Annotated in this window: 31 protein-coding genes; 1 reads left to right on the plus strand and 30 read right to left on the minus strand. The window is 57.1% G+C overall.

Annotated elements, in window-relative coordinates:
* Window positions 1-109: 109 nt before the first annotated feature.
* Window positions 110-2,944, plus strand: coding sequence for an excinuclease ABC subunit UvrA (uvrA, locus tag N5D53_RS08060; RefSeq protein ID WP_162497225.1), 2,835 nt, complete (start codon window positions 110-112; stop codon window positions 2,942-2,944).
* 72 nt (window positions 2,945-3,016) lie between these two features.
* Here uvrA and bfr read toward each other — a convergent pair whose 3' ends face one another.
* The 30 genes from bfr to rpsJ form a co-directional block, all read right to left on the minus strand.
* The gene (gene bfr / locus N5D53_RS08065; RefSeq protein WP_003255449.1) at window positions 3,017-3,481 is read right to left on the minus strand and encodes a bacterioferritin; all 465 of its coding nucleotides are present in this window, start codon (window positions 3,479-3,481) and stop codon (window positions 3,017-3,019) included.
* Window positions 3,482-3,644: 163 nt separating this feature from the next.
* Window positions 3,645-5,084: a catalase gene (locus N5D53_RS08070; protein WP_010951777.1), complete on the minus strand. Its 1,440-nt coding sequence runs from the start codon at window positions 5,082-5,084 to the stop codon at window positions 3,645-3,647.
* A 172-nt stretch (window positions 5,085-5,256) separates the two neighbouring features.
* Entirely contained in the window at window positions 5,257-5,643 is a 387-nt protein-coding gene (rplQ, locus tag N5D53_RS08075) for a 50S ribosomal protein L17 (protein ID WP_003255451.1), read from the minus strand.
* A 42-nt stretch (window positions 5,644-5,685) separates the two neighbouring features.
* Entirely contained in the window at window positions 5,686-6,687 is a 1,002-nt protein-coding gene (rpoA, locus tag N5D53_RS08080) for a DNA-directed RNA polymerase subunit alpha (protein ID WP_003255452.1), read from the minus strand.
* Between the two features lie 22 nt (window positions 6,688-6,709).
* A complete protein-coding gene (gene rpsD / locus N5D53_RS08085) occupies window positions 6,710-7,330 on the minus strand; it encodes a 30S ribosomal protein S4 (protein WP_003255453.1) in 621 nt (206 codons plus the stop codon).
* A gap of 15 nt (window positions 7,331-7,345) precedes the next feature.
* Window positions 7,346-7,735, minus strand: coding sequence for a 30S ribosomal protein S11 (rpsK, locus tag N5D53_RS08090; protein WP_003255454.1), 390 nt, complete (start codon window positions 7,733-7,735; stop codon window positions 7,346-7,348).
* Between the two features lie 18 nt (window positions 7,736-7,753).
* Window positions 7,754-8,110: a 30S ribosomal protein S13 gene (gene rpsM / locus N5D53_RS08095; protein ID WP_003255457.1), complete on the minus strand. Its 357-nt coding sequence runs from the start codon at window positions 8,108-8,110 to the stop codon at window positions 7,754-7,756.
* Between the two features lie 131 nt (window positions 8,111-8,241).
* Window positions 8,242-8,358, minus strand: coding sequence for a 50S ribosomal protein L36 (rpmJ, locus tag N5D53_RS08100; protein ID WP_002555468.1), 117 nt, complete (start codon window positions 8,356-8,358; stop codon window positions 8,242-8,244).
* A 28-nt stretch (window positions 8,359-8,386) separates the two neighbouring features.
* On the minus strand, window positions 8,387-9,718 hold the full coding sequence (gene secY, locus N5D53_RS08105) for a preprotein translocase subunit SecY (protein WP_003257108.1): 1,332 nt from the start codon (window positions 9,716-9,718) through the stop codon (window positions 8,387-8,389).
* The gene (gene rplO, locus N5D53_RS08110) at window positions 9,719-10,153 is read right to left on the minus strand and encodes a 50S ribosomal protein L15 (RefSeq protein ID WP_003255461.1); all 435 of its coding nucleotides are present in this window, start codon (window positions 10,151-10,153) and stop codon (window positions 9,719-9,721) included.
* 3 nt (window positions 10,154-10,156) lie between these two features.
* Complete coding sequence (gene rpmD, locus N5D53_RS08115) at window positions 10,157-10,333, minus strand: 50S ribosomal protein L30 (RefSeq protein ID WP_003255463.1); 177 nt, start codon at window positions 10,331-10,333, stop codon at window positions 10,157-10,159.
* A 2-nt stretch (window positions 10,334-10,335) separates the two neighbouring features.
* Complete coding sequence (rpsE, locus tag N5D53_RS08120; protein WP_003255465.1) at window positions 10,336-10,836, minus strand: 30S ribosomal protein S5; 501 nt, start codon at window positions 10,834-10,836, stop codon at window positions 10,336-10,338.
* 3 nt (window positions 10,837-10,839) lie between these two features.
* On the minus strand, window positions 10,840-11,190 hold the full coding sequence (gene rplR, locus N5D53_RS08125) for a 50S ribosomal protein L18 (protein WP_003255467.1): 351 nt from the start codon (window positions 11,188-11,190) through the stop codon (window positions 10,840-10,842).
* A gap of 10 nt (window positions 11,191-11,200) precedes the next feature.
* Complete coding sequence (rplF, locus tag N5D53_RS08130; RefSeq protein WP_003255469.1) at window positions 11,201-11,734, minus strand: 50S ribosomal protein L6; 534 nt, start codon at window positions 11,732-11,734, stop codon at window positions 11,201-11,203.
* A gap of 12 nt (window positions 11,735-11,746) precedes the next feature.
* Window positions 11,747-12,139, minus strand: coding sequence for a 30S ribosomal protein S8 (gene rpsH, locus N5D53_RS08135; RefSeq protein WP_003255471.1), 393 nt, complete (start codon window positions 12,137-12,139; stop codon window positions 11,747-11,749).
* Between the two features lie 208 nt (window positions 12,140-12,347).
* Window positions 12,348-12,653, minus strand: a complete 306-nt coding sequence (gene rpsN / locus N5D53_RS08140) for a 30S ribosomal protein S14 (RefSeq protein ID WP_003255472.1) — start codon at window positions 12,651-12,653, stop codon at window positions 12,348-12,350.
* Window positions 12,654-12,666: 13 nt separating this feature from the next.
* Entirely contained in the window at window positions 12,667-13,206 is a 540-nt protein-coding gene (rplE, locus tag N5D53_RS08145; RefSeq protein WP_003255474.1) for a 50S ribosomal protein L5, read from the minus strand.
* 20 nt (window positions 13,207-13,226) lie between these two features.
* Window positions 13,227-13,541 (minus strand): 50S ribosomal protein L24, encoded by a 315-nt coding sequence (rplX, locus tag N5D53_RS08150; RefSeq protein WP_003255476.1) that lies wholly within the window; start codon window positions 13,539-13,541, stop codon window positions 13,227-13,229.
* Between the two features lie 11 nt (window positions 13,542-13,552).
* On the minus strand, window positions 13,553-13,921 hold the full coding sequence (rplN, locus tag N5D53_RS08155; protein ID WP_002555479.1) for a 50S ribosomal protein L14: 369 nt from the start codon (window positions 13,919-13,921) through the stop codon (window positions 13,553-13,555).
* 23 nt (window positions 13,922-13,944) lie between these two features.
* The gene (gene rpsQ / locus N5D53_RS08160) at window positions 13,945-14,211 is read right to left on the minus strand and encodes a 30S ribosomal protein S17 (RefSeq protein ID WP_003255478.1); all 267 of its coding nucleotides are present in this window, start codon (window positions 14,209-14,211) and stop codon (window positions 13,945-13,947) included.
* 2 nt (window positions 14,212-14,213) lie between these two features.
* Window positions 14,214-14,405 carry a 50S ribosomal protein L29 gene (gene rpmC / locus N5D53_RS08165; protein ID WP_002555481.1) on the minus strand — a complete coding sequence of 64 codons (192 nt, stop codon included), beginning with the start codon at window positions 14,403-14,405 and terminating at the stop codon, window positions 14,214-14,216.
* Entirely contained in the window at window positions 14,405-14,818 is a 414-nt protein-coding gene (rplP, locus tag N5D53_RS08170; protein WP_003255479.1) for a 50S ribosomal protein L16, read from the minus strand. Before rplP ends, rpmC begins: the two co-directional genes overlap by 1 nt.
* Window positions 14,819-14,830: 12 nt before the next feature.
* A complete protein-coding gene (gene rpsC, locus N5D53_RS08175) occupies window positions 14,831-15,517 on the minus strand; it encodes a 30S ribosomal protein S3 (protein ID WP_003255481.1) in 687 nt (228 codons plus the stop codon).
* Between the two features lie 13 nt (window positions 15,518-15,530).
* Window positions 15,531-15,863: a 50S ribosomal protein L22 gene (gene rplV / locus N5D53_RS08180; protein ID WP_003103908.1), complete on the minus strand. Its 333-nt coding sequence runs from the start codon at window positions 15,861-15,863 to the stop codon at window positions 15,531-15,533.
* Window positions 15,864-15,874: 11 nt separating this feature from the next.
* Window positions 15,875-16,150, minus strand: coding sequence for a 30S ribosomal protein S19 (gene rpsS / locus N5D53_RS08185; RefSeq protein WP_003255482.1), 276 nt, complete (start codon window positions 16,148-16,150; stop codon window positions 15,875-15,877).
* A 16-nt stretch (window positions 16,151-16,166) separates the two neighbouring features.
* A complete protein-coding gene (gene rplB / locus N5D53_RS08190) occupies window positions 16,167-16,991 on the minus strand; it encodes a 50S ribosomal protein L2 (RefSeq protein WP_003255483.1) in 825 nt (274 codons plus the stop codon).
* A 14-nt stretch (window positions 16,992-17,005) separates the two neighbouring features.
* On the minus strand, window positions 17,006-17,305 hold the full coding sequence (gene rplW, locus N5D53_RS08195; RefSeq protein ID WP_003255484.1) for a 50S ribosomal protein L23: 300 nt from the start codon (window positions 17,303-17,305) through the stop codon (window positions 17,006-17,008).
* Window positions 17,302-17,904, minus strand: coding sequence for a 50S ribosomal protein L4 (rplD, locus tag N5D53_RS08200; protein ID WP_003255485.1), 603 nt, complete (start codon window positions 17,902-17,904; stop codon window positions 17,302-17,304). Before rplD ends, rplW begins: the two co-directional genes overlap by 4 nt.
* 12 nt (window positions 17,905-17,916) lie before the next feature.
* On the minus strand, window positions 17,917-18,552 hold the full coding sequence (rplC, locus tag N5D53_RS08205) for a 50S ribosomal protein L3 (RefSeq protein WP_003255486.1): 636 nt from the start codon (window positions 18,550-18,552) through the stop codon (window positions 17,917-17,919).
* 80 nt (window positions 18,553-18,632) lie between these two features.
* Window positions 18,633-18,944 (minus strand): 30S ribosomal protein S10, encoded by a 312-nt coding sequence (rpsJ, locus tag N5D53_RS08210; protein WP_003186070.1) that lies wholly within the window; start codon window positions 18,942-18,944, stop codon window positions 18,633-18,635.
* Between the last annotated feature and the right edge of the window lie 88 nt (window positions 18,945-19,032).

A 19,032-nucleotide genomic window follows, 5' to 3' on the forward strand; every position in this document is an offset into this window, starting at 1 on the left:
GGCGGCGATTCTATCAGTCCGACAGCTTGACGGCATCTACGCGACGCTTTGCCGCGTACTGGCAGGGCGCCGTATACTTCCTTGTTTATGCCCGCCGAGCGAGGCCGCAGTGGACAAGATCCTGATTCGTGGGGCACGTACCCACAACCTGAAGAACATCGACCTGACCCTGCCCCGGGACAAGTTGATCGTGATCACCGGCCTGTCCGGTTCCGGCAAGTCGTCCCTGGCGTTCGATACCTTGTACGCCGAAGGCCAGCGCCGCTATGTGGAATCGCTGTCGGCCTACGCCCGGCAGTTCCTGTCGATGATGGAAAAGCCCGACGTCGACACCATCGAAGGCCTGTCGCCGGCGATTTCGATCGAGCAGAAGTCGACCTCGCACAACCCGCGCTCCACGGTCGGCACCATCACCGAAATCTACGACTATCTGCGCCTGCTGTACGCCCGCGTCGGTACTCCACGCTGCCCGGACCACGATATTCCGCTGGAGGCGCAAACGATCAGCCAGATGGTCGACCTGGTGCTGGAGCGCCCGGAAGGCAGCAAGCTGATGCTGCTCGCGCCAGTGGTGCGCGAGCGCAAGGGCGAGCACCTGGCGGTGTTTGACGAGCTTCGCGCCCAGGGTTTCGTGCGGGCCAGGGTCAACGGCAAGCTCTACGAACTCGATGAGTTGCCCAAGCTGGACAAGCAGAAGAAGCACAGCATCGATGTGGTGGTGGACCGCTTCAAAGTCCGCGCCGACCTGCAACAGCGCCTGGCCGAATCGTTCGAGACCGCGTTGAAGCTGGCCGACGGTATTGCCCTGGTGGCACCGATGGACGACGAACAAGGCGAAGAGACGATCTTCTCCGCGCGCTTCGCCTGTCCGGTGTGCGGCCACGCGATCAGCGAGCTGGAACCGAAGCTGTTTTCCTTCAACAACCCGGCTGGCGCCTGCCCGACCTGCGACGGCCTGGGGGTCAAGCAGTTCTTCGACACCAAACGCCTGGTCAACACCGAACTGACCTTGGCCGAAGGCGCGATCCGCGGCTGGGACCGGCGTAACGTGTACTACTTCCAGATGCTCGGTTCGTTGGCTGCGCACTACGGCTTCAGCCTGGAGGAGCCTTTCGGCGAGCTGTCAGCCGAACACCAGAAAGTGATCCTGCAGGGCAGCGGCAAGCAGAGTGTCGATTTCAAGTACCTCAACGACCGAGGCGACATCGTCAAGCGATCGCACCCGTTCGAAGGCATTGTGCCGAACCTTGAGCGCCGCTACCGCGAAACCGAATCGGCCACCGTGCGTGAAGAACTGGCCAAATTCCTTGGCACGCAACCGTGCCCGGATTGCCGGGGTACGCGCCTGCGCCGCGAGGCGCGCCATGTGTGGGTGGGCGAGAAAACCCTGCCGGCGGCAACCAATTTGCCGATCGGTGAAGCCAGCAACTACTTTGGTCAACTGACCCTTACTGGCCGGCGTGGCGAAATCGCGGCAAAAATCCTCAAGGAAATCTGCGAACGACTTCAGTTCCTGGTCAATGTCGGTCTCGACTACCTGACCCTGGATCGTAGCGCCGACACCCTGTCCGGTGGCGAAGCGCAACGTATCCGCCTCGCCAGCCAGATCGGCGCTGGGCTGGTGGGGGTGATGTACATCCTCGATGAACCGTCCATCGGCCTTCATCAACGCGACAACGACCGCCTGTTGGCCACCCTCAACCATTTGCGCGACCTGGGCAACACGGTGATCGTGGTGGAACACGACGAGGACGCCATTCGGCTGGCCGACTACGTGGTCGATATCGGCCCGGGCGCCGGTGTTCACGGTGGGCAGATTGTCGCCGAGGGCTCGCCCCAGGAGGTCATGGACCATCCCGATTCGCTGACTGGCAAGTACCTGTCCGGGCGCAAGAAGATCGTCGTGCCGGCCAAGCGCACGCCGCGCAACAAGAAGCTGCAGCTCAAGCTCAAGGGCGCACGTGGCAACAACCTGCAGAACGTCGACCTGGAAGTACCGATCGGCCTGCTGACCTGCGTGACCGGTGTATCCGGCTCGGGTAAATCGACGCTGATCAACAACACCCTGTACCCCTTGGCCGCCACCGCCCTCAATGGCGCAAGCAGCCTGGAAGCCGCACCGCACAGCAGCATGGACGGCCTGCAGCACCTGGACAAGGTGGTGGATATCGACCAGAGCCCGATCGGCCGCACGCCGCGCTCCAACCCGGCCACCTACACCGGCATCTTCACGCCGATCCGCGAGCTGTTCTCCGGTGTCCCGGAGTCACGCTCGCGTGGTTATGGCCCGGGGCGTTTCTCGTTCAACGTCAAGGGTGGCCGTTGCGAGGCCTGCCAGGGCGATGGCCTGATCAAGGTGGAAATGCACTTCCTGCCGGACATCTACGTGCCGTGTGACGTGTGCAAGAGCAAGCGCTACAACCGCGAAACCCTGGAGATCAAGTACAAAGGCAAGAACATCCACGAGGTGCTGGAAATGACCATCGAGGATGCCCGCGAGTTCTTCGATGCGGTGCCGGCGCTGGCGCGCAAGCTGCAAACGTTGATGGATGTGGGCCTGTCGTACATCAAACTGGGGCAATCAGCGACCACGTTGTCCGGCGGTGAGGCGCAGCGGGTAAAGCTGTCGCGCGAACTGTCCAAGCGCGATACCGGCAAGACCTTGTACATCCTCGACGAACCTACCACCGGCCTGCACTTTGCCGATATCCAGCAACTGCTGGACGTGTTGCATCGCCTGCGCGACCACGGCAATACCGTGGTGGTGATCGAGCATAACCTGGATGTGATCAAGACCGCCGACTGGCTGGTTGACCTGGGGCCTGAGGGTGGCTCCAAGGGTGGGCAGATCATTGCCTGCGGTACGCCAGAAGAGCTGAGCGAGATGAAGCAGTCATATACCGGCCATTACCTGAAACCATTGCTGGAGCGGGATAGGGCCTGAGTATTGCCAGCGCAATGAAAAAGCCCCTGGTACCGATGGTGCCAGGGGCTTTTACTTGAGTCTGTGGATAACTTACATCTGCGACTGCAGGTAGTTTTCCAGCCCGATGGCCTTGATCAGGCCCTGCTGCTTCTCAAGCCAGTAGGTGTGATCTTCTTCGGTGTCGGCCAGCTGCGCACGCAGGATGTCACGACTGACGTAGTCCTTGTGCAATTCGCACAGCTCGATGCCTTTGCAAAGCGCACCGCGCACCTTGTATTCGAGCTTGAGGTCTGCCTCGATCATTTCCGGCACGGTGCTACCGACCTCCAGGTCATCCGCACGCATGTCAGGGGTCCCTTCGAGCATGAGGATACGACGCATCAGGGCATCGGCGTGTTGCGTCTCTTCCTCCATCTCGTGGTTGATGCGCTCGTAGAGCTTGGACAGGCCCCAGTCTTCGTACATGCGCGAATGAATGAAGTACTGGTCGCGTGCCGCCAGTTCGCCCTTCAGCAGCGTGACGAGATAGTTGATTACGTCCGGGTGGCCTTGCATCGCCCTGATTCTCCATGTGAAAACGTCTATGCCACATAGTGTGAACCAGCTTTTGTCTATGGTCACTGAAAAACGCGCAATCAGACGCAAAAAATCGGTTAAACAGTAGTGATATTCATTGAAAAACCGCCCAAATGAGGGCGGTTCTTCTTATCACTTCGACTTAGGCGAGATTGATGCCCAAAGCCTTTGCAATCCCTTCGCCGTAAGCCGGATCCGCCTTGAAGAAGTACTGTAGCTGACGCTGAATGACATCTTCGCTGACGCCCGCCATGGTACCGGCGATGTTGCTGATCAGCAGGGCCTTCTGCTCATCGTTCATCAAACGGAACAAAGCGCCGGCATGGCTGAAGTAGTCGGTGTCCTCGCGGTGATCGTAGCGATCAGCCGAACCATTCATGGCCAATGCTGGCTCAGCATGACGTGGCGACTGTTTCGGGGCATCGCTGTAGCTGTTTGGCTCGTAGTTCGGTGCACTACCGTAACTGCCGGTGGCCATCGAGCCGTCACGCTGGTAGCTGTTCACCGGGCAGCGTGGCGCGTTGACTGGCAATTGCTGGTGGTTGGTCCCCACGCGATAGCGGTGCGCGTCGGCGTAGGCGAATACGCGGCCTTGCAGCATGCGGTCCGGCGAAAGACCGACGCCGGGCACCATATTGCTCGGCCCGAACGCGGCCTGCTCGACCTCCGCAAAATAGTTGAGCGGGTTACGGTTGAGCTCCAGCACACCCACCTCGATGAGTGGATAATCCTTCTGCGACCAGGTCTTGGTCACGTCGAATGGGTTCTCGTCGCGGCTGGCAGCCTCGGCTTCGCTCATCACCTGAATGCAGACAGTCCAGCGCGGGTAGTCGCCACGCTCGATGGCCTCGAAGAGGTCGCGCTGAGCGTAATCCGGATCGGTCCCTGCCAGGCGTGCAGCATCTGCCGGGGTGAGGTTCTTGATGCCTTGTTGGGTCTTGAAGTGCCACTTGACCCAAGTGCGCTCACCCTTTGCATTGATCAGGCTGTAGGTGTGGCTGCCAAAGCCATGCATGTGACGGTAGCCGTCCGGAATGCCACGGTCGGAAAACAGGATGGTGACCTGATGCAACGCTTCGGGAGAGTGCGACCAGAAGTCCCACATCATCTGAGCATTCTTCAGGTTGGACTGCGGGTGGCGCTTCTGGGTGTGGATAAAGTCCGGGAACTTCAGCGGGTCACGAATGAAGAACACTGGCGTGTTGTTACCGACGATGTCCCAGTTGCCTTCTTCGGTGTAGAACTTCACCGCGAAACCACGCGGGTCACGCTCGGTATCTGCAGAGCCGCGCTCGCCACCAACGGTGGAGAAGCGTAAGAAAGTCTCGGTTTGTTTACCGACCTCTTCGAACAGCTTGGCGCTGGTATAGCCGGTGATATCGTGAGTAACGGTAAAGGTACCGTAGGCGCCCGAGCCTTTGGCATGGACGCGGCGCTCAGGAATGTTCTCGCGGTTGAAATGGGCGAGCTTCTCGATCAGGTGGAAGTCGTCGAGCAGCAGCGGACCGCGCGGGCCGGCGGAGCGGGAGTTCTGGTTGTCGGCTACAGGTGCACCGCTAGCGGTGGTGAGAATCTTGCTCATGGGCTCTCCTTTTCGGTCTTCAAGGGCCGGCTAATCGGCTGTAGAGAGAGTATTGACGAGCAAGATTACAGGGACAAATTCATTACATGACTTACATCAATAGAGATAAACAATAGATGTACAAACAAAAAACCGGGCACTAGGCCCGGTTTTCTGTAGCAGACAGAACGTCTTACTCAGCAGCTTCTACAGCACCGCCGACCGGACGATCAACCAGCTCGACGTACGCCATAGGCGCGTTGTCGCCAGCGCGGAAACCGCACTTCAGGATGCGCAGGTAGCCGCCCTGACGGGTGGCGTAACGCTTGCCCAGGTCGTTGAACAGTTTGCCAACAGCGGACTTCGAACGGGTACGGTCGAAGGCCAGACGACGGTTAGCAACGCTGTCTTCCTTGGCCAGGGTGATCAGCGGCTCGGCAACGCGGCGCAGTTCCTTGGCTTTCGGCAGGGTGGTTTTGATCAGCTCGTGCTCGATCAGCGACACTGCCATGTTCTGGAACATAGCCTTGCGGTGAGAGCTGGTACGGCTCAGGTGACGTCCACTTTTACGATGACGCATGATTCATTCCTTACCAAACACTACGTTCGGTGATTACGACGATCAGGCGGTCGCCTTGTCGTCTTTCTTAAGACTTGCAGGCGGCCAGTTGTCGAGGCGCATGCCGAGAGACAGACCACGAGAGGCCAGAACGTCCTTGATTTCAGTCAGGGACTTCTTACCCAGGTTAGGAGTCTTCAACAGCTCTACTTCGGTACGCTGAATCAGGTCGCCGATGTAGTAGATGTTCTCCGCCTTGAGGCAGTTGGCCGAACGTACAGTCAGTTCCAGGTCGTCAACCGGACGCAGCAGGATCGGATCGATCTCGTCTTCCTGCTCGACTACGACAGGCTCGCTGTCACCTTTGAGGTCGACGAACGCGGCCAACTGCTGTTGCAGAATGGTCGCAGCGCGGCGGATAGCCTCTTCAGGATCCAGGGTGCCGTTGGTTTCCAGATCAATGACCAGTTTGTCCAGGTTGGTACGCTGTTCAACACGGGCGTTCTCGACCACATAGGCGATACGACGCACCGGGCTGAAGGAGGCGTCCAACTGCAGACGGCCAATGCTACGGCTTTCGTCTTCGTCGGTTTGACGGGAGTCGGCCGGCTCGTAACCACGACCACGAGCTACAGTGAGCTTCATGTTCAGAGCGCCGTTCGACGCCAGGTTCGCGATTACGTGATCGGGGTTGACGATCTCGACATCGTGATCCAGCTGAATATCGGCAGCGGTAACCACCCCCGAACCCTTTTTCGACAAGGTCAGCGTAACTTCGTCACGACCATGCAGTTTGATAGCGAGACCTTTCAGGTTCAACAGGATTTCAATTACGTCTTCCTGAACACCTTCGATCGCGGAGTACTCATGGAGTACGCCATCGATCTCGGCCTCGACTACTGCACAGCCAGGCATGGAGGACAACAGGATGCGGCGCAGCGCGTTGCCCAGGGTATGGCCGAAACCACGCTCGAGAGGCTCGAGCGTAATTTTGGCGCGGGTCGGACTGACTACCTGCACATCAATGTGGCGGGGAGTCAGGAACTCATTTACCGAAATCTGCATGGATGCACCTATTTTCTAGCCCTTACTTGGAGTAGAGCTCGACAATCAGGTTTTCGTTGATGTCGGCAGACAGGTCGCTGCGAGCAGGAACGTTCTTGAAAACGCCCGACTTTTTAGCAGCATCCACGTCAACCCACTCAACGCGGCCACGCTGGGCGCACAGTTCAAGGGCTTGAACAATGCGCAACTGGCCCAGCGATTTCTCGCGGACTGCGACCACGTCACCCGGACGAACTTGGTAGGATGGAATGTTTACAGTCTTACCGTTGACGCTGATCGCTTTGTGCGAAACCAGCTGACGGGACTCGGAACGAGTCGAGCCGAAGCCCATACGGTAAACGACGTTATCCAGACGGCACTCGAGCAGTTGCAGCAGGTTCTCACCGGTTGCGCCTTTTTTCGAGGCAGCAGCTTGGTAGTAACCGCGGAACTGACGCTCCAGAACACCGTAGATACGACGGACTTTTTGTTTCTCACGCAGCTGGGTGCCGTAGTCGGACTGACGGCCACGGCGCTGGCCGTGGATACCTGGGGCTGCTTCGATATTGCACTTCGATTCCAGAGCGCGAACGCCGCTCTTCAGGAACAGATCAGTGCCTTCACGACGAGACAGTTTGCATTTTGGACCAATGTAACGTGCCATTCTTCTGTCTCCTGATTACACGCGACGCTTCTTCGGCGGACGGCACCCGTTGTGCGGGATTGGCGTCACGTCGGTGATGCTGGCGATCTTGTAGCCGCAGCTGTTCAATGCACGAACGGCGGACTCACGACCTGGACCTGGACCCTTGACGTTAACGTCGAGGTTCTTCAGACCGTATTCCAGCGCAGCTTGACCAGCACGCTCAGCAGCGATCTGAGCTGCGAACGGGGTGGATTTGCGCGAACCACGGAAACCCGAACCACCGGAGGTCGCCCAGGACAAAGCATTGCCCTGACGGTCGGTGATGGTCACGATGGTGTTGTTGAAAGAGGCATGGATGTGGGCGATGCCATCAACCACTGTCTTTTTGACTTTCTTACGAGGACGAGCAGCAGGTTTTGCCATGTCTATATTCCTGGGCGATTACTTGCGGATCGGCTTACGCGGGCCCTTACGGGTGCGTGCGTTGGTCTTGGTGCGCTGACCGCGAACCGGCAGACCTTTACGATGACGCAGGCCGCGGTAGCAACCCAGGTCCATCAAGCGCTTGATCTTCATGTTGATGTCACGACGCAGGTCACCTTCGGTGGTGAACTTCGCGACTTCGCCACGCAGGGTTTCGATTTGCTCGTCGCTCAGATCCTTGATCTTAGCGGCTGGGTTTACACCAGCGTCTGCACAAATCTTCTGTGCAGTTGTGCGACCGACACCATAGATGTAGGTCAGCGAGATAACAGTATGCTTGTTATCTGGAATGTTGACGCCTGCAATACGGGCCATTCAGTGGGACTCCAATTGACAGCTACCTACGCCCCGGAAGCCAAGAAATAGGGCGCGAGATAATATCGCTGTAGAAACGAATAATCAACCCAGCAGCACACTAGCTGCTGGGTTTGAAGCGCAGATCACACTCAGCCTTGGCGCTGTTTGTGACGCGGTTCCGCGCTGCAGATCACTCGTACGACGCCTTCGCGACGGATGATCTTGCAGTTACGGCACAGCTTTTTCACCGATGCACGAACTTTCATTACCGACTCCTCGAACCTTAGGGGCGTATCAGCGCAGCAAACCGCTGCCACCGTAGCCTTTCAGGTTGGCTTTCTTCATCAGGGATTCGTACTGGTGCGAAACGAGGTGCGATTGTACTTGGGACATGAAGTCCATCACAACCACTACCACAATCAGCAACGAGGTCCCGCCAAGGTAGAACGGCACATTTGCTGCCACCACCAGGAACTGGGGCAGAAGGCAGACGGCCATCATGTAAAGAGCACCGAACATGGTCAAACGGGTCAGAACGCCATCAATGTAGCGTGCCGACTGCTCACCAGGACGGATACCCGGAATAAAGGCACCGGACTTCTTCAGGTTTTCCGCTACGTCTTTCGGGTTGAACATCAACGCTGTGTAGAAGAAGCAGAAGAAAATGATCCCTGCACTAAACAGCAGAATGTTCAACGGCTGACCAGGAGCGATCGACTGCGAGATGTCCTGCAGCCAGCCCATACCTTCGGACTGACCAAACCAGGCACCCAGCGAAGCCGGGAACAGCAGAATGCTGCTCGCGAAAATAGCCGGGATAACCCCCGCCATGTTCACTTTCAGCGGCAAGTGGCTAGTCTGCGCAGCGAAGACCTTACGGCCCTGCTGACGCTTGGCGTAATGAACGGCGATACGACGCTGACCACGCTCAATGAACACCACAAAACCGATAATCGCTACTGCCAGCAGACCGATGGCGACCAGGGCGAAAATGTTGATATCGCCTGTGCGTGCAGACTCGAAAGACTGCCCGATTGCTCTCGGAAGACCGGCAACGATACCCGCGAAAATCAACATCGAGATACCGTTGCCCACACCGCGCTCGGTGATCTGCTCGCCCAGCCACATCATGAACATCGCGCCTGCCACGAAAGTGGAAACAGCGACGACATGGAAGCCCAGGCCTACAGAAAACGCCACGCCCTGGTTGGCCAGGCCAATGGACATGCCAATGGCTTGGACCAGTGCCAGGATAACGGTGCCGTAGCGGGTGTACTGGCTGATCTTGCGACGGCCAGCTTCACCTTCCTTCTTCAACTGCTCCAGTTGCGGGCTGACCGCCGTCATCAACTGCATGATGATCGATGCCGAAATGTACGGCATGATCCCCAGTGCAAAGATGCTCATGCGCTCGAGCGCGCCACCGGAAAACATGTTGAACAAGCTAAGAATGGTCCCCTCATTCTGCCGAAACAGATCCGCCAGACGGTCCGGATTGATGCCGGGAACCGGGATATGCGCACCTATCCGATAGACGATGATCGCCATGAACAGAAAGCGCAGACGAGCCCAGAGTTCCGACATCCCGCCCTTACCGAGCGAAGAGAGAGCACCTTGCTTAGCCATTTATTCCTCGAATTTGCCGCCAGCTGCTTCGATAGCCGCACGCGCACCCTTGGTGGCTGCGATACCCTTGATGGTGACTGCGCGAGTAACTTCGCCAGACAGCATGATTTTCACACGCTGAATGTGCTGGTTGATCACGTTGGCATCCTTCAGGGATTGCACGGAGATCACGTCGCCTTCCACTTTGGCCAGCTCGGACAGACGCACTTCAGCGCGGTCCATGGCTTTCAGGGAAACGAAGCCGAACTTCGGCAGGCGACGGTGCAGCGGCTGTTGACCGCCTTCGAAGCCAGGAGCGATCGAACCACCCGAACGGGAAGTCTGACCTTTGTGGCCACGGCCGCCGGTCTTACCCAGACCGCTACCGATACCACGACCTGGACGATGCTTCTCGCGACGGGAACCCGGCGCTGGACTCAGATCATTGAGTTTCATCGATTAGCCCTCGACCTTCAGCATGTAGTAAGCCTTGTTGATCATCCCGCGGTTCTCGGGAGTATCCTGGACTTCTACAGTGTGACCGATGCGACGCAGACCCAGGCCTTTAACACACAGCTTGTGGTTAGGCAGACGGCCCGAGACGCTCTTGATCAGCGTTACTTTTACGGTTGCCATGATCAGAAGATCTCCTCGACGCTCTTGCCACGCTTGGCGGCAATGGATTCAGGAGATTGCATGGCTTTCAGACCCTTGAAGGTGGCGTAAACCACGTTCACTGGGTTGGTCGAACCGTAGCACTTGGCCAGAACGTTCTGAACACCAGCAACTTCCAGGACAGCACGCATTGCGCCACCGGCGATGATACCGGTACCTTCCGAGGCAGGCTGCATGTAAACCTTCGAGGCGCCGTGGGCAGCCTTGGTGGCGTACTGCAGGGTGGTGCCCTTCAGGTCAACCTGGATCATGTTGCGGCGAGCAGCTTCCATGGCTTTCTGGATCGCGGCTGGTACTTCGCGCGACTTGCCACGGCCGAAGCCAACACGACCTTTACCATCACCAACCACGGTCAGCGCGGTGAAGGTGAAGATACGGCCGCCTTTTACGGTTTTGGCAACGCGGTTAACTTGAACCAGCTTCTCGATGTAGCCTTCGTCGCGCTTTTGATCGTTATTTGCCATAACTTAGAACTCCAGCCCGCCTTCACGAGCAGCATCAGCCAGCGCTTTGACGCGGCCATGGTACTTGAAGCCGGAACGGTCAAAGGCAACTTGAGATACACCGGCGGCTTTCGCACGCTCAGCTACCAGCTTGCCAACCTTAGTGGCCGCGTCGATGTTGCCAGTGGCGCCATCACGCAGGTCTTTGTCCAAGGTCGAGGCGCTTGCCAGAACCTTGCTGCCGTCGGCCGAAATGACCTGGGCGTAGATGTGCTGCGAGGAGCGGAACACGCACAGGCGCACGACTTCGAGTTCGTGCATCTTGAGACGTGCTTTGCGAGCGCGACGCAGTCGAATAACTTTTTTGTCGGTCATTTACTAGGCCCTACTTCTTCTTGGCTTCTTTACGACGGACTACTTCGTCCGCGTAACGCACACCTTTACCTTTGTAAGGCTCTGGCGGACGGAAGTCGCGGATTTCAGCGGCCACCTGACCTACCAGCTGCTTGTCGATACCCTTGATCAGGATGTCGGTCTGGCTAGGTGTTTCAGCGGTGATACCGGCTGGCAGTTCGTAGTCCACTGGGTGAGAGAAGCCCAGGGCCAGGTTCAGGACGGTGCCTTTAGCCTGTGCCTTGTAACCAACACCGACCAGCTGGAGCTTGCGCTCGAAGCCTTGGCTTACGCCTTGGACCATGTTGTTGACCAGAGCGCGGGTGGTACCGGCCATGGCACGAGCTTGCTGGTCACCATTGCGAGCGACGAAACGCAGCTCACCAGACTCTTCGGTAACTTCAACAGACGAGTGAACGTTCAGTTCGAGAGTACCTTTGGCACCCTTCACCGAAAGCTGCTGACCGGCGAATTTGACTTCGACACCGGATGGCAGCTTAACGGGGTTCTTAGCGACGCGAGACATGTCTATCCCCCCTTAGAACACTGTGCACAGAACTTCGCCGCCGACACCGGCAGCGCGCGCAGCGCGATCAGTCATCACACCTTTGTTGGTGGAGACGATAGACACGCCCAGACCGCCACGTACTTTCGGCAGATCGGTGACGGCCTTGTACTGGCGCAGGCCTGGACGGCTGGAGCGCTTCAGTTCCTCGATGACCGGACGGCCTTCGAAGTACTTCAGTTCGATCGACAGGGAAGGCTTGGCCTCACCAGTTACCTGGTAGCCAGCGATGTAACCTTCGTCCTTCAGAACTTTGGCAACCGCGACCTTCAGGGTAGAGGAAGGCATGCTTACGACGGACTTTTCAGCCATCTGGGCATTACGGATGCGAGTTAGCATGTCCGCTAACGGGTCCTGCATACTCATGGGCTAGATGCTCCTGATACAAGAATTATTAGCCTTGCGGCTATGACAACCACCCGAACGGTTTGGGCAAAAACCCAGGCTCAGGTGAGCCGGTCATTCTAGACACAAGGCAGAAACGAAACAAGCCCCATATAGGGGCTTGTTTGTTGGCAAGGTCACCGGCGGTCGGAAGATTGCTCCCCTTCCACCCGTGCCTTGCCTGCAGCGATTACCAGGAGGCCTTGACCAGACCTGGTACGTCACCGCGCATTGCAGCTTGACGCAGCATGTTACGGCCCAGGCCGAACTTACGGTATACACCGTGAGGACGACCGGTCAGGCGGCAACGGTTGCGCAGGCGCGAGGCGCTAGCGTCGCGTGGCTGCTTCTGCAGAGCGACAACGGCAGCGAAACGCTCTTCTGGAGAGGCGTTCAGGTTGACGATGGTCGCTTTCAGCTCAGCACGCTTCTTAGCGAACTTTGCTACCGTGAGCTGACGCTTCAGCTCGCGGTTTTTCATGCTCTTCTTGGCCATTTTCCTACTCCAATCAGTTGCGGAACGGGAACTTGAAAGCACGCAGCAGAGCGCGGCCTTCGTCGTCCGAACGAGCAGTGGTGGTCAGGGTGATGTCCAAACCGCGCAGAGCATCGATCTTGTCGTAGTCGATTTCCGGGAAGATGATCTGCTCTTTCACGCCCATGCTGTAGTTGCCACGACCATCGAAGGACTTGGCATTCAGGCCGCGGAAGTCGCGAACCCGAGGCAGGGAGATCGCCAGCAGGCGGTCCAGGAATTCGTACATCTTGTCGCTACGCAGGGTCACCTTGACGCCGATCGGCCAGCCTTCGCGGACTTTGAAGCCAGCGATGGATTTGCGAGCGAAAGTCACGACCGGCTTTTGACCGGTGATCTTTTCCAGGTCGGCAACAGCGTGCTCGATGACTTTCTTGTCGCCGATCGCTTCGCCCAGACCCATGTTCAGGGTGATCTTGGTAACGCGCGGAACTTCCATCACGTTCGACAGCTTAAGTTCTTCCTTAAGCTTAGGAGCGATTTCGTTCCGGTAAATCTCTTTCAGTCGTGCCATGGTCTTCTACCTAGCAGTGTTCAAGCATCAACCGCTTTTTGGGTCGACTTGAAGACACGAATTTTTTTACCGTCTTCTACTTTGAAACCAACGCGGTCAGCCTTGTTGGTTTCACCGTTGAAGATGGCAACGTTGGAAGCGTGCAGAGGCGCTTCTTTCTCGACGATACCGCCCTGTACGCCCGCCATCGGGTTAGGCTTGGTATGACGCTTGACCAGGTTCACGCCACCGATAACCAGACGGTCATCAGCCAGAACCTTCAGCACCTTACCGCGCTTACCTTTGTCTTTGCCGGCGATCACGATGATCTCGTCGTCACGACGAATCTTTTGCATGTCGGATCTCCTTACAGCACTTCAGGGGCGAGCGAGACGATCTTCATGAACTTCTCAGTACGAAGTTCACGGGTCACTGGCCCGAAGATGCGAGTGCCGATCGGCTCTTGCTTGTTGTTCAGCAGAACAGCAGCGTTGCCGTCGAAACGAATGATGGAACCGTCAGCGCGACGAACACCGTGACGGGTACGTACGACGACAGCGGTCATCACTTGGCCTTTTTTGACCTTACCGCGCGGAATTGCTTCCTTGACGGTTACTTTGATGATGTCACCGATACCGGCGTAACGGCGGTGCGAACCGCCGAGTACCTTGATGCACATGACGCGACGAGCGCCGCTGTTATCGGCCACATCGAGCATGGATTGAGTCTGAATCATAAAATTTCTCCGACCCTTAGCCCTTAGACTTCAACAGCGCGTTCGAGGACTTCAACCAGTGCCCAGGACTTGGTCTTGGCCAGCGGACGGGTTTCACGGATGGAAACCTTGTCGCCGATCTTGCACTGGTTGGCTTCGTCGTGCGCGTGCAGCTTAGTCGAACGCTTAACGTATTTACCGTAGATCGGGTGCTTTACGCGACGCTCGATCAGAACGGTGATGGTCTTGTCCATTTTGTCGCTGACGACACGGCCAGTCAGCGTACGGACGGTTTTTTCAGCTTCAGCCATGATCACTTACCTGCCTGCTGGTTGAGCACAGTTTTCACGCGAGCGATGTCACGCTTAACTTGCGAGAGCAGGTGCGACTGCCCCAACTGGCCAGTTGCTTTCTGCATACGCAGATTGAACTGGTCGCGCAGCAAGCCGAGCAGTTGCTCGTTCAGTTGCTGTGCCGATTTTTCACGAAGTTCATTCGCTTTCATCACATCACCGTCCGCTTAACAAAGGAGGTGGCGAGAGGCAGCTTTGCAGCAGCCAGGGCGAAAGCTTCGCGCGCCAGCTCTTCAGAAACACCCTCGATCTCGTACAGGACTTTGCCTGGCTGAATCTGGGCAACCCAGTATTCCACGGAGCCCTTACCTTTACCCATACGAACCTCAAGAGGTTTTTTGGAGATCGGCTTGTCCGGGAACACACGGATCCAGATCTTACCGCCACGCTTAACGTGACGGGTCAGCGCACGACGTGCGGACTCGATCTGGCGAGCGGTGAGGCGACCGCGAGCAACAGCTTTCAGGGCGAATTCGCCGAAGCTGACTTTGCTACCGCGCAGTGCCAGACCACGGTTGTGGCCAGTCATCTGCTTGCGGAATTTTGTACGCTTTGGTTGCAACATTTGGCGTACCCCTTACTTAGCAGCTTTTTTACGAGGCGCTGGTGCTTGTGGTTTCAGTTCTTCTTGGCGACCACCAATAACTTCGCCTTTGAAGATCCAAACCTTCACACCGATCACACCGTAAGTGGTGTGAGCTTCGTAGGTGTTGTAGTCGATATCGGCACGCAGGGTGTGCAGAGGCACACGACCTTCGCGATACCACTCGGTACGAGCAATCTCAGCACCGCCGAGACGACCGCTCACCTGGATCTTGATGCCCTTGGCACCAATACGCATGGCGTTCTGTACCGCGCGCTTCATGGCACGACGGAACATTACACGGCGTTCCAGCTGCTGAGCTACGCTCTGCGCAACCAGCATAGCGTCGAGTTCCGGCTTGCGGATCTCTTCGATGTTGATGTGCACAGGCACACCCATCTGCTTGGTCAGGTCCTGACGCAGCTTCTCGACATCTTCACCTTTCTTACCGATAACGATACCGGGACGAGCGGTGTGGATGGTGATGCGTGCAGTTTGAGCCGGACGATGAATATCGATACGGCTTACGGACGCGCTTTTTAGTTTGTCTTGGAGGTACTCACGCGTTTTCAGATCCTTCAACAGGTAATCTGCGTAAGTAGCACCGTCTGCGTACCAGACGGAGGTGTGCTCCTTGACGATTCCCAGGCGAATGCCAGTGGGATGTACTTTCTGACCCATCTGATCGACTCCGTTACTTGTCCGCAACCTTGACAGTGATATGGCAAGACCGCTTGACGATGCGATCAGCACGGCCTTTGGCACGTGGCATGATGCGCTTCAGCGAACGCCCTTCGTTGACGAAGACGGTGGAGACCTTCAGGTCATCAACGTCTGCGCCTTCGTTGTGTTCGGCGTTGGCTACGGCCGACTCGAGGACTTTCTTCATGATTTCAGCGGCTTTTTTGCTGCTGAAGGCCAACAGGTTGAGCGCTTCGCCCACCTTCTTCCCGCGGATCTGGTCGGCGACCAAGCGGGCTTTCTGGGCGGAGATGCGAGCGCCCGACAACTTAGCGGCTACTTCCATTTCCTTACCCCTTAACGCTTGGCTTTCTTGTCAGCCACGTGCCCGCGATAGGTGCGGGTACCGGCGAACTCGCCCAGTTTGTGGCCGACCATGTCTTCGTTCACGAGAACTGGAACATGCTGGCGACCGTTGTGAACCGCGATGGTCAGACCGACCATTTGTGGCAGGATCATCGAACGGCGCGACCAGGTTTTAACTGGCTTGCGATCGTTCTTCTCCACCGCCACTTCGACCTTCTTCAACAGGTGAAGATCGATAAAAGGACCTTTTTTCAGAGAACGTGGCACTGTCGTATCCCTCTAGTTACTTGCGACGACGGACGATCATGTTGTCGGTACGCTTATTACCACGGGTTTTAGCACCCTTGGTTGGGAAGCCCCATGGCGATACCGGATGACGACCACCGGAGGTACGACCTTCACCACCACCGTGTGGGTGGTCAACCGGGTTCATGGCAACACCACGAACGGTTGGGCGAACGCCGCGCCAGCGTTTGGCACCAGCTTTACCCAGCGAACGCAGGCTGTGCTCGGAGTTCGAGACTTCGCCCAGGGTCGCACGGCACTCAGCCAGGACTTTACGCATTTCACCAGAGCGCAGACGCAGGGTCACGTAGACACCTTCGCGAGCGATCAGCTGAGCCGAAGCACCAGCGGAACGAGCGATCTGAGCACCTTTACCCGGCTTCAGTTCGATGCCGTGAATGGTGCTACCTACTGGAATGTTGCGCAGCTGCAGGGAGTTACCGGCCTTGATTGGGGCCAGGGCACCTGCGATCAGCTGGTCGCCAGCGCTCACGCCTTTAGGCGCGATGATGTAGCGACGCTCACCGTCTGCGTAGCACAGCAGGGCGATGTGAGCAGTACGGTTTGGATCGTATTCGATACGCTCGACAGTGGCTGGAATGCCATCTTTGTCGTTGCGACGGAAGTCGACCAGACGGTAATGCTGCTTGTGACCACCACCAACGTGACGAGTGGTAATGCGGCCATTGTTGTTACGACCACCAGACTTCGATTTTTTCTCGATCAGCGGTGCGTGAGGAGCGCCTTTGTGCAGCTCCTTGTTGACCACCTTGACCACGAAACGGCGGCCAGGGGAAGTCGGTTTGCATTTAACGATTGCCATGATGCACCCCTTCCTTACTCAGCACTGCTGCTGAAATCGAGATCTTGGCCTGGCTGAAGGGAGACGATCGCCTTCTTCCAGTCATTACGCTTGCCCAGACCACGTGCGGTACGCTTGGTTTTACCCAGAACGTTAACAGTCGACACGTTTTCAACTTTTACGTTGAACAGGCCTTCGACAGCTTTCTTGATTTCCAGCTTGGTTGCATCAGTAGCAACCTTGAATACGAACTGGCCTTTTTTCTCAGCCAGAACGGTAGCCTTCTCGGAAACGTGCGGGCCAAGGAGGACTTTGAATACGCGTTCCTGGTTCATCCCAGCAGCTCCTCGAATTTCTTCACGGCCGAGACAGTGATCAACACTTTCTCGTATGCGATCAGACTGACCGGGTCGGAACCTTGTACGTCACGTACGTCGACGTGCGGCAGGTTACGAGCAGCCAGGTACAGGTTCTGATCAACAGCGTCGGAAACGATCAGTACATCGCTCAGACCCATGCCGTTCAGCTTGTTCAGCAGATCTTTGGTTTTCGGTGCTTCAACAGCGAAGTCCTGAACCACGACCAGACGGTCGCTACGCACCAGCTCAGCGAGGATGGAGCGCAGAGCTGCGCGATACATCTTCTTGTTGAGCTTTTGCGAGTGATCTTGAGGGCGAGCTGCGAAGGTTACACCACCGCCACGCCAGATCGGACCACGAGTGGTACCAGCACGAGCACGGCCAGTACCCTTCTGACGCCATGGGCGCTTACCGCCACCAGCCACGTCGGAACGGGTCTTCTGCTGCTTGGTGCCCTGACGGCCGCCGGCCATGTAGGCCACGACTGCTTGGTGAACCAGCGTCTCGTTGAATTCGCCACCGAAAGTCAGTTCGGAAACTTCGATCGCCTGAGCGTCATTTACATTAAGTTGCATGTCAGTTTCCCCTTAACCGCGAGCCTTGACAGCTGGACGTACAACCACGTCGCCGCCAGTAGCGCCAGGTACGGCACCCTTGATCAGCAGCAGGTTGCGTTCAGCGTCTACGCGAACTACTTCCAGGGACTGAACAGTCACGCGCTCGGCGCCCATGTGACCGGACATTTTCTTGCCCTTGAACACACGACCAGGAGTCTGGCACTGGCCGATGGAACCAGGAACACGGTGCGACACGGAGTTACCGTGGGTGTTGTCCTGACCACGGAAGTTCCAGCGCTTGATGGTACCGGCGAAGCCTTTACCTTTGGACTGACCAGTAACGTCTACCAGCTGGCCTGCAGTGAAGAGTTCAGCTTTGATCAGATCGCCAGCCTGGAAATCGCCTTCTTCAAGACGGAACTCCCAAACACCGCGACCAGCGGCAACGTTGGCCTTGGCGAAGTGGCCTGCCTGAGCGGCAGTCACACGCGAAGCACGACGCTCGCCGACAGTGACTTGCACTGCACGGTAGCCATCGGTTTCTTCAGTTTTGAACTGGGTGACGCGATTCGGCTCGATCTCAATGACCGTGACCGGAATGGAGACACCTTCTTCGGTGAAAATGCGGGTCATACCGCACTTGCGACCGATTACACCAATAGTCATGTTGTAAACCTCATGAGTGTACGGGGCTTTCACCCGCTATGGCCGCCCATTTCAGAGCGTTACACGACTAGACCGAAGTCTTAGCCGAGGCTGATCTGTACTTCCACACCTGCCGCCAGATCAAGCTTCATCAGCGCGTCAACGGTTTTATCCGTTGGCTGGACGATGTCCAGAACACGCTTATGAGTGCGAATCTCGTACTGGTCACGCGCGTCTTTGTTGACGTGCGGGGAGACCAGAACGGTGAAACGCTCTTTGCGGGTAGGCAGTGGAATTGGACCACGCACTTGTGCACCAGTACGTTTCGCGGTTTCCACGATTTCCTGGGTGGATTGGTCGATCAGGCGATGGTCGAAAGCCTTCAACCTGATACGGATTTGCTGATTTTGCATTGGATTTCAGACTCCAGGCTGTTCCCAACGGACGCACTACGCCCGCTAAAAGGAGGCGTGATTCTATAGACGCCCCCAATTAGTGTCA

It is taken from the genome of Pseudomonas sp. GD03862 (assembly GCF_029840855.1).
GTDB classification, from domain to species: domain Bacteria; phylum Pseudomonadota; class Gammaproteobacteria; order Pseudomonadales; family Pseudomonadaceae; genus Aquipseudomonas; species Aquipseudomonas alloputida.

What these genes read in the sequence shown, in the direction of transcription:
- rplC (WP_003255486.1), bottom strand. Translation starts at nt 18,552, where the DNA reads ATGACTATTGGTGTAATCGGTCGCAAGTGCGGTATGACCCGCATTTTC.
- rpsQ (WP_003255478.1), bottom strand. Translation starts at nt 14,211, where the DNA reads ATGGCTGAAGCTGAAAAAACCGTCCGTACGCTGACTGGCCGTGTCGTC.
- rplW (WP_003255484.1), bottom strand. Translation starts at nt 17,305, where the DNA reads ATGAACCAGGAACGCGTATTCAAAGTCCTCCTTGGCCCGCACGTTTCC.
- rpsM (WP_003255457.1), bottom strand. Translation starts at nt 8,110, where the DNA reads ATGGCCCGTATTGCAGGCGTCAACATTCCAGATAACAAGCATACTGTT.
- rplQ (WP_003255451.1), bottom strand. Translation starts at nt 5,643, where the DNA reads ATGCGTCATCGTAAAAGTGGACGTCACCTGAGCCGTACCAGCTCTCAC.
- rpsJ (WP_003186070.1), bottom strand. Translation starts at nt 18,944, where the DNA reads ATGCAAAATCAGCAAATCCGTATCAGGTTGAAGGCTTTCGACCATCGC.
- rplF (WP_003255469.1), bottom strand. Translation starts at nt 11,734, where the DNA reads ATGTCTCGCGTCGCTAAGAACCCCGTTAAGCTGCCATCCGGTGTCGAA.
- rplE (WP_003255474.1), bottom strand. Translation starts at nt 13,206, where the DNA reads ATGGCACGACTGAAAGAGATTTACCGGAACGAAATCGCTCCTAAGCTT.
- rpmJ (WP_002555468.1), bottom strand. Translation starts at nt 8,358, where the DNA reads ATGAAAGTTCGTGCATCGGTGAAAAAGCTGTGCCGTAACTGCAAGATC.
- rpmD (WP_003255463.1), bottom strand. Translation starts at nt 10,333, where the DNA reads ATGGCAACCGTAAAAGTAACGCTGATCAAGAGCGTCTCGGGCCGTCTG.
- rplN (WP_002555479.1), bottom strand. Translation starts at nt 13,921, where the DNA reads ATGATTCAGACTCAATCCATGCTCGATGTGGCCGATAACAGCGGCGCT.
- rpsH (WP_003255471.1), bottom strand. Translation starts at nt 12,139, where the DNA reads ATGAGTATGCAGGACCCGTTAGCGGACATGCTAACTCGCATCCGTAAT.
- rpoA (WP_003255452.1), bottom strand. Translation starts at nt 6,687, where the DNA reads ATGCAGATTTCGGTAAATGAGTTCCTGACTCCCCGCCACATTGATGTG.
- rplB (WP_003255483.1), bottom strand. Translation starts at nt 16,991, where the DNA reads ATGGCAATCGTTAAATGCAAACCGACTTCCCCTGGCCGCCGTTTCGTG.
- bfr (WP_003255449.1), bottom strand. Translation starts at nt 3,481, where the DNA reads ATGCAAGGCCACCCGGACGTAATCAACTATCTCGTCACGCTGCTGAAG.
- secY (WP_003257108.1), bottom strand. Translation starts at nt 9,718, where the DNA reads ATGGCTAAGCAAGGTGCTCTCTCTTCGCTCGGTAAGGGCGGGATGTCG.
- rpsK (WP_003255454.1), bottom strand. Translation starts at nt 7,735, where the DNA reads ATGGCAAAACCTGCTGCTCGTCCTCGTAAGAAAGTCAAAAAGACAGTG.
- N5D53_RS08070 (WP_010951777.1), bottom strand. Translation starts at nt 5,084, where the DNA reads ATGAGCAAGATTCTCACCACCGCTAGCGGTGCACCTGTAGCCGACAAC.
- rplV (WP_003103908.1), bottom strand. Translation starts at nt 15,863, where the DNA reads ATGGAAGTAGCCGCTAAGTTGTCGGGCGCTCGCATCTCCGCCCAGAAA.
- rplX (WP_003255476.1), bottom strand. Translation starts at nt 13,541, where the DNA reads ATGCAAAAGATTCGTCGTGACGACGAGATCATCGTGATCGCCGGCAAA.
- rplR (WP_003255467.1), bottom strand. Translation starts at nt 11,190, where the DNA reads ATGACCGACAAAAAAGTTATTCGACTGCGTCGCGCTCGCAAAGCACGT.
- rplD (WP_003255485.1), bottom strand. Translation starts at nt 17,904, where the DNA reads ATGCAACTTAATGTAAATGACGCTCAGGCGATCGAAGTTTCCGAACTG.
- rplO (WP_003255461.1), bottom strand. Translation starts at nt 10,153, where the DNA reads ATGAAACTCAATGATCTGAGTCCAGCGCCGGGTTCCCGTCGCGAGAAG.
- rpsE (WP_003255465.1), bottom strand. Translation starts at nt 10,836, where the DNA reads ATGGCAAATAACGATCAAAAGCGCGACGAAGGCTACATCGAGAAGCTG.
- rpmC (WP_002555481.1), bottom strand. Translation starts at nt 14,405, where the DNA reads ATGAAAGCGAATGAACTTCGTGAAAAATCGGCACAGCAACTGAACGAG.
- rpsD (WP_003255453.1), bottom strand. Translation starts at nt 7,330, where the DNA reads ATGGCACGTTACATTGGTCCAAAATGCAAACTGTCTCGTCGTGAAGGC.
- rplP (WP_003255479.1), bottom strand. Translation starts at nt 14,818, where the DNA reads ATGTTGCAACCAAAGCGTACAAAATTCCGCAAGCAGATGACTGGCCAC.
- rpsC (WP_003255481.1), bottom strand. Translation starts at nt 15,517, where the DNA reads ATGGGTCAGAAAGTACATCCCACTGGCATTCGCCTGGGAATCGTCAAG.
- rpsN (WP_003255472.1), bottom strand. Translation starts at nt 12,653, where the DNA reads ATGGCCAAGAAGAGCATGAAAAACCGCGAGCTGAAGCGTCAGCTCACG.